The sequence below is a fragment of the Tenacibaculum jejuense genome (genome assembly GCF_900198195.1).
Taxonomy (GTDB): domain Bacteria; phylum Bacteroidota; class Bacteroidia; order Flavobacteriales; family Flavobacteriaceae; genus Polaribacter; species Polaribacter jejuensis.
On record NZ_LT899436.1, the window covers coordinates 2,734,670 to 2,747,412 of the forward strand.

10 protein-coding genes are annotated in these 12,743 nt (G+C 30.9%); 1 reads left to right on the forward strand and 9 read right to left on the reverse strand.

What is annotated here, in order from left to right:
• Positions 1–81 precede the first annotated feature (81 nt).
• The 4 genes from AQ1685_RS12195 to AQ1685_RS12210 form a co-directional block, all read right to left on the reverse strand.
• Positions 82–441, reverse strand: coding sequence for a cupin domain-containing protein (locus tag AQ1685_RS12195; RefSeq protein ID WP_095072531.1), 360 nt, complete (start codon positions 439–441; stop codon positions 82–84).
• An 11-nt stretch (positions 442–452) separates the two neighbouring features.
• Positions 453–2,729: an alginate lyase family protein gene (locus tag AQ1685_RS12200; protein WP_095072533.1), complete on the reverse strand. Its 2,277-nt coding sequence runs from the start codon at positions 2,727–2,729 to the stop codon at positions 453–455.
• 4 nt (positions 2,730–2,733) lie between these two features.
• On the reverse strand, positions 2,734–5,055 hold the full coding sequence (locus AQ1685_RS12205; RefSeq protein ID WP_231970186.1) for a chondroitinase-B domain-containing protein: 2,322 nt from the start codon (positions 5,053–5,055) through the stop codon (positions 2,734–2,736).
• Between the two features lie 415 nt (positions 5,056–5,470).
• Positions 5,471–6,139 (reverse strand): TrmH family RNA methyltransferase, encoded by a 669-nt coding sequence (locus AQ1685_RS12210; RefSeq protein ID WP_095072535.1) that lies wholly within the window; start codon positions 6,137–6,139, stop codon positions 5,471–5,473.
• A gap of 34 nt (positions 6,140–6,173) precedes the next feature.
• Here AQ1685_RS12210 and AQ1685_RS12215 point away from each other — a divergent pair, with 34 nt between their 5' ends.
• A complete protein-coding gene (locus AQ1685_RS12215) occupies positions 6,174–6,866 on the forward strand; it encodes a Sir2 family NAD-dependent protein deacetylase (protein WP_095072537.1) in 693 nt (230 codons plus the stop codon).
• Here the strand turns inward: AQ1685_RS12215 and AQ1685_RS12220 are convergent.
• The 5 genes from AQ1685_RS12220 to AQ1685_RS12240 all read right to left on the reverse strand — a co-directional run bounded on the left by AQ1685_RS12220 (position 6,843) and on the right by AQ1685_RS12240 (position 12,635).
• Positions 6,843–7,220: a lipocalin family protein gene (locus tag AQ1685_RS12220; RefSeq protein ID WP_095072539.1), complete on the reverse strand. Its 378-nt coding sequence runs from the start codon at positions 7,218–7,220 to the stop codon at positions 6,843–6,845. The genes AQ1685_RS12215 and AQ1685_RS12220 overlap by 24 nt on opposite strands.
• A 65-nt stretch (positions 7,221–7,285) precedes the next feature.
• Positions 7,286–7,753 carry a DUF6495 family protein gene (locus AQ1685_RS12225; protein WP_095072541.1) on the reverse strand — a complete coding sequence of 156 codons (468 nt, stop codon included), beginning with the start codon at positions 7,751–7,753 and terminating at the stop codon, positions 7,286–7,288.
• A complete protein-coding gene (locus AQ1685_RS12230) occupies positions 7,743–8,426 on the reverse strand; it encodes a peptidoglycan DD-metalloendopeptidase family protein (RefSeq protein WP_095072543.1) in 684 nt (227 codons plus the stop codon). Before AQ1685_RS12230 ends, AQ1685_RS12225 begins: the two co-directional genes overlap by 11 nt.
• A 64-nt stretch (positions 8,427–8,490) precedes the next feature.
• Positions 8,491–10,248 (reverse strand): hypothetical protein, encoded by a 1,758-nt coding sequence (locus tag AQ1685_RS12235; RefSeq protein WP_095072545.1) that lies wholly within the window; start codon positions 10,246–10,248, stop codon positions 8,491–8,493.
• A 119-nt stretch (positions 10,249–10,367) separates the two neighbouring features.
• Positions 10,368–12,635: an aconitate hydratase gene (locus AQ1685_RS12240; RefSeq protein ID WP_095072546.1), complete on the reverse strand. Its 2,268-nt coding sequence runs from the start codon at positions 12,633–12,635 to the stop codon at positions 10,368–10,370.
• Positions 12,636–12,743: the final 108 nt, after the last annotated feature.

The following is a 12,743-nucleotide window of genomic DNA, read 5'->3' on the forward strand; positions in this document are numbered from 1 at the left end:
CTATCCTTTTTTTTAGATCAAAATAAATTGGTTTACCAGTTTGGTTAACCAAATATAATTTATTTTTTGATTTATAAAAAATTATTTGTCAGTATTTTGCATAAAATCTTCTCGAATAGGACTAAATACATCAATCAAAACTCCTGCTTCTTTACAGATAGCTCCGTGCATAACGTGTGGTGGGATGTAAAAACAATCTCCTCCCTTAAGTATTTTAGTTTCTTTTCCTATAGTTAATTCGAAAGCTCCATTTTCTACATAAGTAACTTGAGAATGATAATGCTCATGCATTGGTCCTACTCCACCGACTTCAAAGTGTACTTTAACCAACATGATTTTATCATCATACCCCATAATTTTTCGTTTAACTCCTTCCCCAACAACTTCCCATTCAATTTCATCTCCAAAGAGAAATTCTTTACTCGCTTCAAATGTTTTCATTTCTATTGTATTTAATTATTGAAATAGTAAGCACCCACCCATTTGTAATGCTTATCTTTTATAGTTAATTCGTGTTTTGTATTTTCTGAGGGATTTGTATTTGAAATTATAAATACGCGTTGTTCTTTATTGGTAAATACAATTTTTATAGCAGTATAATCTTTATCATCATATATTATACTTGTATTTTCTATAGTACTTTTTGATTGTTTTGCTAGTTCAAGCACTGCATTATAAGTTCCGTGAGATTCTATAACATTTACAAATAATGTATTGGACTTATTTTGTTTACGGTGAATAAAAACCGGATCTCTTCTTAAATTAAAATTAGGATCATTTGCACCTATTCTTCCTAAAATGTAATCTTCATTTGTTTCAGATACAGAAGATATCGAATAGAATTTATTATGATTTAACCATGTAAACTGTGTGAATTGATTTAAAGGCTTCGCTTTTGCTTCTTTCCATAAATGCTGATATCCATTTGTATTACCTAAAGTATTTAATTGGAAAGAAGTTTCTAATTTTAAATTCGTTCCAATTACTTGTCCGAAATAATAAAAAGGTAAATCGTAAGTGTTATTATTTTTAGATTTTATTTTATTGATATCTAAAACAAAAGGAGCTGCTAAATCAGTATCTGTTACCAAAACCATTGTTCTTTGAAGTACAACATTATTATATGCATTATTTTCTATTGCACTTACAACTTGTACTTTCTTATTAGAGCTGTTAAACAAATATTTTTCTGAATGATTTTTACTACTCTCTTTAAACTTTCCTTTGTATTGAGAGGTTTGATTTACCGTAATGGTATTATGAGCAATAGTTTGTTTTGCCCAGGTTTTGTTCTCTTTTAAATACCCGCCACCATTTTTTTGTTCAACATTTACAAATCTTGATAATCCATAATCTTGAATTACTTCTTCACCATTTTCATACAATGAAAAAGAAAGTTTATCGAAATGTCCATGACTTAAACCATGAGCAGAATACTTCATTACTAAAGTCAATTTTTGATTCTTGTAAGTTCCTCTTAAAATACCAATGGCTCCTTCATCACCATTAGCTCCATCTGTTAATTCAATTGAACTTTTCTCAAAAGGTTCTGCTAAATCCTCTTTTAAAGCTAAAGCAACAGCCATACCTGTTTCATCTAATTGAACCTTATTTTGAGCTTTTGCGATAGATAATAGCTGTTTATTTTTATTTCCATAGAAATATGCAATATCAACTGCAGAAATTAGAGAAGAATTGAAGTATGACATTCCTTTTTGTCCATCATTTAAAGGAAAGAAATCTCCATCTTCATCTGTTAGATTTAAAATCGCATCTACAGACTTTAGTAAAACACCATTCTTGTATTCAAAAATTTTAAGCTCAGGTTTTTTGTTTTGAAGTGCTTGAGCAAAAATTAAAAAAGGATACAATGCATATCTGTGATAATACGGTCCTTCTGTATAATATCCATCAGGAGAAAACGGGCTATCTAAATTTGCTAGAAATCCTGCTTTTCCATCTTTAGACTTAATTAAACCACCGTCATTATCTAAAGCTTCATTTGAAATCCCATCTTTTTTTATACCATATAAAGCTCTATTTACCAATTCATCATCATTCATAACCAAACCAATCATACCAACAGCAACACAACCCCAAGTACTATGATTATGAATACGATTGAAAAATTGTGGTGTTTCTATTGATAAGAAATCAGCAAAGGGTCTGAATAAATTTTCTTCTAAATGGCCTCTATCTTTCTCCGATAACCAATTGTAAATACAATCGTAAGCTTGACTTGTATACACTAACCAGTTCGCATCGTTTAAACATTGCCAAAATATTTTACCTCTTGCATATGATCTTGTTTCGGGATGACGATTTAATTTTGGGTATAAATCTGCATATCCCATCAACATTTCCTTTATGTAAGCTGCATATTTTTCGTCACCTAAAATTTGAAATAAAAGTCCTGCCTTTTGCATTACCGCATAATTTATTTTATGCTGAGTATGTGGATAACCTCCAGCCATATCTTTTGGAATAGGAATATCAATTCCTTTGGCTATCTGCTCATCTACTTCATTTTTGGTTTGTTCTAATGTTTGATCGAATAAAGGTGTCGTTTTTAAATTCTTTTTGATGCTATTTACACCATCAACCGTTAACATTAAATTAGGGTGAGCTGCTGTGTGCTTATTTGCTTTTGTTTGACTCTCATTAGTTTTATTACATGAAAAAAACGAAAACAATAAAAGGATAAGAATAATTTGGGTTGTTCTTAACATGAGATTAGTAGATTAATTTTAATGCTAAATTTTCTTCTACTTTTAAAATCCCTGAGTTTTGAATTGTATTATTCACTCCTTTTTGACCTTTTGCTCCCCACAAAATAGCGATATAATCTACTGCATTATTTGTAAATGTATTGTCTTTAAAAACCATATTTACAATTCCTCTTGTTTTAATTAAAATCTCATTTTTAGCTCCTCTTCCGCAGTTAATGAATTTTGAGTTTTGTAATATCAAATTCCCTCCTATTGTAGATTCATCATATCCACCTCTGTAATAATCAACAACATTGTTTTCAATCTTGTTAAAAGTAGTATTCTCTATTTTTAAAAATTCTGCATTATAATCTCCTTTATCATTGGTTTCTTTATTTAAAAGAATTCCATTTTTACAGTTGGCAAATTGTGAGTTTTTAATAGTAATTTCGTCTGCAAATGATCCTTTAGAAACTTCTAAAATTGTTTGAAAATCTTCTACATTAGTATCATTTACAGTTAAATTATATGGCGAATGCATCAACTCTTTTAAAGTAGTAAATGCCTTATTTTTCTTATTCCCTTTCAGATTCAACCCTGATATTTCTAAGTTAGCATTTGGATGTAAAACAAACGCTGGAACATCAGAAATAAAGGTTATATTTACTTTTTTGTTTGAGCCTTTTGGAGTAATTTTTATCTTCTTTTTAATATGAAGAGAAGTTTCTAACTCATAATCATTTCCTGTTAAGTAGATTACTGCTTTCTCTTTAGTTTTTTCAATAGCAACTTTTAATTCTTTAGCAGTATTTACTGTAAATTCTTCTTCAGTTACTTTTTTATCATTTGGATGAAACCAATCTGTTCCGTATTGATTTGTATTTATTTCTTTACTAATATTTTTGCCATCAATTTGAATAGCTCCAATAGTATTATTCACTCTTTTGTTACCAAATAAATCAGTAGTAATTCGATCTTCAAATTCAAATCCATCGTAAGGAGTTTCATTTATCGCTATTGAAATTTGCAACCAGCTTGATTCTACTTTAGTTTCAAACTTTTGGGTTATTATTCCTTCTGTTTGAACCTTACTTATATTTGGATTATTAGAAATGTTTTTATAGAACGAAATTCCATCAACTTTATCGTAAGTAACAATTGGAATATCTTCATAGCTTTCGTTATATAGGATATTATTCGCGATGATGACTCTTTCTGGTCTTGCTGATCTAATTTCTGAAGGTGGTAAAACATCACTTTGTTCTAAATTTGCTCCAACACTAAAATGAAATGGCGCACGACAATTCACCCAACTATTATTAGCAATAACAACGTCTGTTACTTGATTATACCTATTTAAAGGTGACTTAGGTATTCCGTTCATTATAGCTAATGGCGCTCTAAATTCTTTTCCTTTTAAATTATAGAAATAATTATTGGTAATCCAGTGACCGGTATTGATAACTCTAATTCCCCCGATGAAATCAGAGCTATCGTTACCTATAAAAATGTTTCCATTTATTTTATTGTAATTACCATGCCTCAATACTAAAGAACCTTCACACTGGTAAAAAACATTGTGATTAAACTCATTAAAATTAGATTTACTAGAAATAATTTCTACTTCTCCGTTACATTTTTCAAAATAATTATTCTCTACCTTAACATAAGCTGGAGTCATTGAAGTATAACTATCGCCAATTTGCATAGTTTCAGCTCTAGGACCACCTTTTCTTGGTCTAGGTCCAAAATGATTAGCGAAAATTTTATGGTAAGTATTTATGTTTTCGTTTCCTTTTAAGAAAACTCTAAGTGTGGGTCCTTGGTTACTTTTTCCTGTTATGTAACAATGATCTAACTGATTTTGTTGTCCCCAAAATTCAATCCAATGATCTTTTTTATTTCTATCTGGTTGAGTAAAATCTTCAATTACACAATTAGAAACTGTACAATTTTTTGCGATTTTATTATTATCTACCTTAAAACGAATTACTGCTTTCTCTGTTGTGTAACCATCTTTAAAGTGTAAATCTTCAACTTTTAAATACTCGCCTCCAATTTTTAAAAAAGATTTACCTGTAATAAATACTTTCCCTTTTTCTTGTGCTTTAAGTGTAATTGGAGCCTTTTTTGTTCCTATAGCATAAAACTTTAACTCAATATCTTCCCACTCACCATTAGATAACAGAATAACATCTCCTGGTTTTGCTTTATGAATAGCTTCTTCCAAAGCCGCCTTAGTTTTAACTAAAATTTCATTTTTAGTGACCGTATTACAATTGCAACACATAGCAATAATAATGAAACATAAAATAAACTTTCTTACTTTTAGGATAATTTTCCCCATTATATTGTAGCTCTTAGATTTTCTGGTTACAAAAACATAACATTTTAATGATTTTAAAACAGTATATTTTTAACTGGTTTACCAGATTGGTTGACCAAACTTAAAAAAAAATTAATACTCTACAAAAAATAACATGATTATTTTAAGTTATTATTAAAATTTAAGCTAATAAATTATAAGAAATAAAGTATTTGTAGTTAAGTGTACAATAATTTCTTCCTACTACCATTTACGATTTATAGCTTTATTTTTTATATACAAACGCAAATACTAGTAAAAAAATAAAAAATATAGGAAGCAATAAAACAACTATCATTCCTCTTTCTCCTGTTTTGTTGGTGGAGATCAGTAGGAATAAACAAATGATTGAAATCAGTAAACTTAAAGTTCTAATTAACTTTAAAGGAAATTCATACTATTTATTGTCTTTATAAAACTCTTTCAGTTTATCTGCATTTTTAAGAGACTTTTCAATCCACTCCGAATAAATAGTTAACTGTTCTTGTTTTGTTAGTTGCCAATTTACATCAGATTTTCTTAAACGAGTGGTAACATCTTGAAGTATAATAGCTGCAGCAACGGAAATATTTAAACTTTCTGTAAAACCTACCATTGGAATTTTTAAATAACCGTCTGCATTTTCCATCATAAATTCAGAAACTCCTTCTCTTTCTACTCCAAAAACAAAAGCAGATTTTTTGGTGATATCAAAATCAGATAAATAACAAGAATCGTTATGTGGTGTGGTTGCTATAATTTGATATCCTTTATTCTTTAAATCTTCAAAACATTCTTGAGTATTATTGTTTTGAGATTTAAATCGATGAAAATCTAACCATTTTTGACTTCCTTTGGCTATTTTTCTTGAAACCTTGTTGACATAACTATTCTCTACAGTATATACATCTTGAATTCCGAAAATATCACAACTTCTTACTACAGCACTTGCATTATGTGGTTGAAAGACGTTCTCTAAAACTACAGTAAAATGCTTAGTTCTATTAGCTAGTACCTCTTTAAATGTTTGCTTTCTATTGTCTGTAACGTAACCTTCTAAATATTGTAATAATTCTTCATCTATCATACCGCAAACTTATAAAAATTATTACTTTAGAAACATGAAAAAATTAGTTGTACTTACAGGAGCTGGAATTAGCGCAGAAAGCGGAATAAATACTTTTAGAGATGCTGATGGATTATGGGAAGGTCATGATATTATGGAAGTAGCTTCTCCACAAGGTTTTAGAAATAATCCTGAATTGGTTTTAGATTTTTACAACCAAAGAAGAAGACAACTATTTGACGTTTCTCCTAATGAAGCTCACTTTAACCTGAAAAAGTTAGAGGATGAATATGAAGTACATATCATTACACAAAATGTTGATGATTTACATGAGCGAGCTAAAAGTTCACATATTATTCATTTGCATGGAGAGCTTTTAAAAGCAAAAAGTTCGATTTCAGATGATTTTATTTGTGAATGGACTAAAGATATAAATATTGGCGACAAAGCTAAAGATGGTTCTCAATTACGCCCTTACATCGTGTGGTTTGGTGAAGATGTACCTATGATACCAAAAGCTGTTGAAATTGTTGAACAAGCAGATATTTTTGTTATCATTGGAACTTCAATGCAAGTTTATCCTGCAGCTAGTTTAATCAATTTTATTGAGGAAGAAACACCTATATATTTTATTGATCCTAAACCTATGGTAAATAAAAACGCCTTTAATAATTTAACAATTATTAAAGACGTAGCTTCTTTGGGGACAAAAAAATTATTAGAATTACTTAATGTAAGTAATCATTAAATTGTCGTCTGAGTTCTCAAGATCTTCTACTAACTCGATGATAAGTTTACTTTCAGAAATTTCAATAACTCTATGGAAAATTGTTTCATCTCCAGAAAGTTTAATCATTTTCTTACTCTTATCGTAAGTCCATGAAAAGGTTTTAGAATCACCAAAGTGATTCTCCTCAACTTTTCCATCTTTAGAAAATACTAACCATTCATCGGTTTTATTCGATGCTAATTCAGGTTCTTCACCTTTTTCTTGAATAGATTCAATGAACCATTTTCCAGAAGTTAAGATTGTTTCCACTTCTTGTGCCTTAACAGTGAAAGTTAATAAACCTAAAAATAATGCTAATACTAATTTCTTCATTTTGATAGATTGTGTTTTTACTCAAAAATAAACAAAAGTTAGACCAAAAATGTAATTGTTGATAATTAACTTATAATTTTTTCAAAAAAGTTGTATAAATCACCCTTACTAATGGCACTACCTTTTTCTATTAAATCAAATATTTCTATGTTTCTCTCTGAAGAATAGTTTTTTGTTCCATTAAACAGCTCTACATCTTCAGAATCATAGTTTTCTAGTAACCAATTATAATCATTTTGTGTCAATAAATCAACTTCTTTATGAACTTTAATTACTATTCTAGAAATTTTATCTTCTTTACATTCAAAGAGATTGATAGTATTTTTAGAAAAATGCTCTAAATATTCTGCTCTTTTTAATACATCTTCCCAAACGATATCGCTAAATAAATTCAATTCATTTTCTGCTAAAGCAGGCTGTTGTTCTTTTATTTTTTTCCACTCGTTAAAATCTACTCCTTGTGTTGCTAAAAACTTTGAAAATTCTTCATGTAAACTTTCAAACTGTTCTTTTGTTAGCTGTCTATATTTCATTTGGCAATTTTAAGAGTAAATTTGGATTTGGACAATTTTGTTTGTAAAAATCTACATCTTCTTTTGAACAAACCCCAGGGTAATCTCCTTGCTTACCTTGCATATCTACAATCAATTGAAAATGCAAATGCGGGGCATAATCTCCATTTACTGTATTCTCTCCTAAATATCCGATAACTTCTTCCTGAGTTACTTTTTGTCCAACTTTAATATTCTCCAATGAATCTAAAGATAAATGACCGTATAAACTATAAAACTCAATATCTTTTACTTGATGTTTGATAATTATTGTTGGTCCATAATCTCCATGATTCAAGTTATTTTTAAAACTGTGTATTTCTCCATCTAAAACTGAAAGAACTTTTGTTCCAGCGTCACACCATAAATCTATTCCTAAATGAATATTTCGCTCATTTTCTTCGGAAGAATTAAAATAAGCACTTCTTTTATAAATGTCTCTTTTTTCAATATACCCTCCAAAAGCTACTTTAGCGTTTTTTTCTTTTAAAAACCTCTCTAAATATGTTGACCATTCTTCTGAAGAGCTTACATCGAAAGTGTTTAAATCATTATTTTTAGTTGAGATAGAAATTGGAATGAAATCGTTAATAGTAAAACGAGTATCTATTACTTTCAAACTAGTTTTCTGTATAGAATTTAGAATTTCTTTCATGTGATAAAAATAAAAAAGTGCAGTAAAAACTGCACTTCTTTTTATATAAATTTAAACTTAAAGCTTAGTTTCTATTTACATCTATAGAATTTGATAAATCAAAAATACCATTTAGATCAGTTGATGCATTTTTACCTACTTCTAAACCTTCTAGATCACCTTCATAACGGATGTACCAAATTAGACATTTTCCAACTCCTGCACCATCAAAATTAACACCTTCTAATGCTGTCATATCTCCAGGTAATCCTAAAATCATTCCTGCGTCATCTGTTACAATAAATGAACTTTTAGAACCTACTGGATTTCCTGTAACTGCAACGCCTGAAACATTGTCTACCATACCATCACCAGCTGTAAAATTAAATGGTCCTCCTGTTAACATTCCAGCTTCAGGTTGCGCAACTCTATCTACATCAATTGAGTTAGATAAAGCGAACACACCTTTAAGGTCATTTGCATTTTTATTCATTTCTAAACCTTCTAGACCATCTTCATATCTAATGTACCAAATTAAACATTTACCAACTCCGGCACCATCAAAGTTCACGCCTTGTAAAGCTGTCATATCTCCAGGTAATCCTAATATCATTCCTGCATCATCTGTTACAATAAAAGATCTGTTAGTTCCTACAGGAGATCCTGTAACCGCGATACCAGAAACATTATCAACCATACCGTCACCAGCTACAAAAGTAAATGGTCCTCCTGTTAACATTCCTGCTACTGGAGCTGTAACTCTATCAACGTCAATTGAGTTAGATAAAGAAAAAATACCTTCTATATTATTTGCATTTTCTCCCATTGCTAAACCTTCTAATTCACCTTCGTAACGAATATACCAAATTAAACATTTACCAACTCCGGCACCATCAAAATCAACTCCTTCTAAAGCTGTCATATCTGCTGGCAAACCTAAAATCATTCCTGCATCGTCTGTTACAATAAAAGAACTTTTAGAACCTACTGGATTACCAGTTACCATAACATTAGAAACATTATCTGCAATACCATCACCAACACCAAATTGGTATGGTCCTCCTGTTAACATTCCAGCTACTGGAGGTGCAACTCTATCTACATCAATTGAATTAGATAATGAGAAAACACCGTTTAAATCATTCGCGTTTTTCCCCATTTCTAGTCCTAAATCTACCGCAGATCCTTCATAACGAATATACCAAATTAAACATTTACCAACTCCAGCACCATCGAAATCAACTCCTTCTAAAGTAGCGATGTCTCCTGGTAAACCTAAAATCATACCAGCCTCATCTGTAACAATGAATGAACTTTCAGATCCTTCAGGACTTCCAGTTACAGCAACTCCAGAAACATTATCTACATTTCCATCACCTGCAGCAAAAATAAATGGTCCACCAGTAAGCGTTCCTGCTACTGGTCCACCTTCTCTGTTTACTTCAATATTGTTTGATAAATCAAAAAGATTTCCTGGTGTTAAGTCATTAGCGTTTTCACCAACTTCTAAACCTGATAAACCATCTTCATAAGCAATATGCCAAATATAACATTTACCTACACCAGCTCCATCGAAGTTCACACCTTCTAAAGCTGTAATATCACCTGGTAATCCTAAAATTAAACCAGTATCATCTGTAACAATGAATGAAGTATTAGATCCTTGTATATTACCTGTAACAGTAACACCTGATACATTATCTACTTTACCATCTACAAAAAAAGTAAAAGGTCCTCCGTTTAAAGTACCAGCTTCAGTATTTACTACTTCTTCGTCGTCGTTACAAGAAGTAAATGTAAAAGTAAAGGCTAAAGCTATAACCCCTAAAATTAATTTTTTCATTATAAATTAGTTTTTTCGTTAATTATGCGCTTTAGTCGGTAATTTTTTTCTTTACTTACAAAAAAACTCTTGATTTTTTAATCAAGAGTTAATTTTTAATTAGTTTTTATATATTTTTCTTAAGCGTTTTGCTTCTTAATTAAATTTAAAGCAGAACCTTCATTATACCATTCTATTTGACTTTGGTTGTAAGTATGATTTACTTTAATTTCATCTTTTGAACCGTCTGCATGTGCAACTTCGATTGTTAATTGTTTATCTGGAGCAAACTCATTTAAATCTAAAAAATTGAAAGTATCATCTTCTTGAATTAAATCATAATCCGATTCATTATCAAAAGTTAAACCAAGCATTCCTTGTTTCTTCAAATTTGTTTCGTGTATACGAGCAAATGACTTAACAATTACTGCTACTACTCCTAAATGACGTGGTTCCATAGCTGCATGTTCACGAGATGAACCTTCTCCATAATTATGATCACCAACAACTACTGTTGGAATACCTGCTGCTTTATATGCTCTTTGAGTTGCTGGAACTGCATCGTATTCTCCATTTATTTGACTTTTCACAAAATTTGTTTGTTTATTGTAAGCATTTACAGCTCCAATTAAACAGTTGTTAGAAATATTATCTAAATGTCCTCTGTAACGTAACCATGGACCTGCCATAGAAATATGATCGGTTGTACATTTACCGTAAGCTTTAATTAAAAGTTTTGCTCCTTTAATTTCGTTTCCGATAGGTGTAAATGGCGTTAATAATTCTAAACGTTCAGAGTTTGGATCTACAACTACTTCTACTCCACTTCCGTCTGCAACTGGCTCCAAGTATCCATTCTCTTTAACTTCAAAACCTTTTGGTGGTAATTCCCATCCTGTAGGTTCATCAAGTTTTACTTCTTCACCATTTTCATTAATTAATGTATCTGTAATCGGATTAAAGTCTAATCTACCTGCAATCGCAATAGCTGCCACTAATTCTGGTGAAGCTACAAAAGCATGTGTATTTGGATTTCCGTCTGCACGTTTAGCAAAATTTCTATTGAAAGAATGTACAATACTATTCTTAGGTGCATTTTTTGGATCTTTATAACGTGCCCATTGTCCAATACAAGGTCCGCATGCATTTGTAAATATGGTTGCGTCTAACTTTTCAAAAACTCCAAGAATTCCATCACGTTCTGCTGTATAACGAACTTGTTCTGAGCCTGGATTAATTCCGAATTCTGCTTTTGTTTTTAATCCTTTATCTAGAGCTTGTTGTGCGATTGAAGAAGCACGTGATAAATCTTCATAAGAAGAGTTCGTACAAGAACCAATTAATCCCCACTCAACTTTTAAAGGCCAATCATTTGCATTTGCTTTTTCTGTCATTTCAGGTCCAGCTGGCGTAGATAAATCAGGTGTAAAAGGTCCATTTAATAATGGTTGTAATTCTGATAAGTTGATTTCAATTACTTGATCGAAATATTGTTCAGGATTTGCATAAACTTCAGCATCAGCAGTTAAATAATCTTTTATTTCATTTGCAGCATCAGCAACATCAGCTCTATCTGTAGCACGTAAATAACGTTCCATTGAATCGTCGTAACCAAAAGTAGAAGTTGTCGCTCCAATTTCTGCTCCCATGTTACAAATTGTTCCTTTTCCTGTACAAGACATTCCTGTTGCTCCAGGTCCAAAATATTCAACAATAGCACCTGTTCCACCTTTTACAGTTAAAATTTCTGCTACTTTTAAAATCACATCTTTTGGAGCAGTCCAACCCGATAATTTTCCAGTTAATTTTACTCCGATTAATTTAGGGAATTTTAATTCCCATGGCATACCTGCCATAACATCTACGGCATCAGCTCCACCAACTCCAATAGCAACCATTCCTAATCCACCAGCATTTACGGTATGTGAATCTGTACCAATCATCATTCCACCAGGAAAAGCATAATTTTCTAGAACTACTTGATGAATTATTCCTGCTCCAGGTTTCCAGAAACCAATTCCGTATTTATTTGAAACTGACTCTAAGAAATTAAATACTTCATTACTTATGTTTAATGCATTTTGTAAATCTGTGCTTGCTCCTTCTTTTGCTTGAATTAAATGATCACAGTGTACAGTAGTTGGAACAGCAACTTTATCTTTACCTGCTTGCATGAATTGTAGCAATGCCATTTGAGCTGTCGCATCTTGACAAGCAACTCTATCTGGAGCAAAATCTACATAATCTTTACCTCTTTGAAAAGCTTTAGAAGGATTACCATCCCAAAGGTGCGTGTATAATATTTTTTCTGCTAATGTTAACGGTTTACCAGTAATCTTTCGAGCGGCATCTACTCTTTCAACTACTTTTCCATAAACCTCTTTTATCATATCAATGTCAAAAGCCATGAACTTTAAGTTTTAGTTTGTAGACTAATTTACCAAAAAAACATGATAGAAACTTATACGCTTTTTAATTATAATGAGTTTAAATAAGCTTTTTGAAATAAAAAAAGC

Excerpts from the sequence above, each read along its gene's own strand:
- AQ1685_RS12195 (WP_095072531.1), bottom strand. The coding sequence starts at position 441 with ATGAAAACATTTGAAGCGAGTAAAGAATTTCTCTTTGGAGATGAAATT.
- AQ1685_RS12200 (WP_095072533.1), bottom strand. The coding sequence starts at position 2,729 with ATGTTAAGAACAACCCAAATTATTCTTATCCTTTTATTGTTTTCGTTT.
- AQ1685_RS12205 (WP_231970186.1), bottom strand. The coding sequence starts at position 5,055 with ATGGGGAAAATTATCCTAAAAGTAAGAAAGTTTATTTTATGTTTCATT.
- AQ1685_RS12210 (WP_095072535.1), bottom strand. The coding sequence starts at position 6,139 with ATGATAGATGAAGAATTATTACAATATTTAGAAGGTTACGTTACAGAC.
- AQ1685_RS12215 (WP_095072537.1), top strand. The coding sequence starts at position 6,174 with ATGAAAAAATTAGTTGTACTTACAGGAGCTGGAATTAGCGCAGAAAGC.
- AQ1685_RS12220 (WP_095072539.1), bottom strand. The coding sequence starts at position 7,220 with ATGAAGAAATTAGTATTAGCATTATTTTTAGGTTTATTAACTTTCACT.
- AQ1685_RS12225 (WP_095072541.1), bottom strand. The coding sequence starts at position 7,753 with ATGAAATATAGACAGCTAACAAAAGAACAGTTTGAAAGTTTACATGAA.
- AQ1685_RS12230 (WP_095072543.1), bottom strand. The coding sequence starts at position 8,426 with ATGAAAGAAATTCTAAATTCTATACAGAAAACTAGTTTGAAAGTAATA.
- AQ1685_RS12235 (WP_095072545.1), bottom strand. The coding sequence starts at position 10,248 with ATGAAAAAATTAATTTTAGGGGTTATAGCTTTAGCCTTTACTTTTACA.
- AQ1685_RS12240 (WP_095072546.1), bottom strand. The coding sequence starts at position 12,635 with ATGGCTTTTGACATTGATATGATAAAAGAGGTTTATGGAAAAGTAGTT.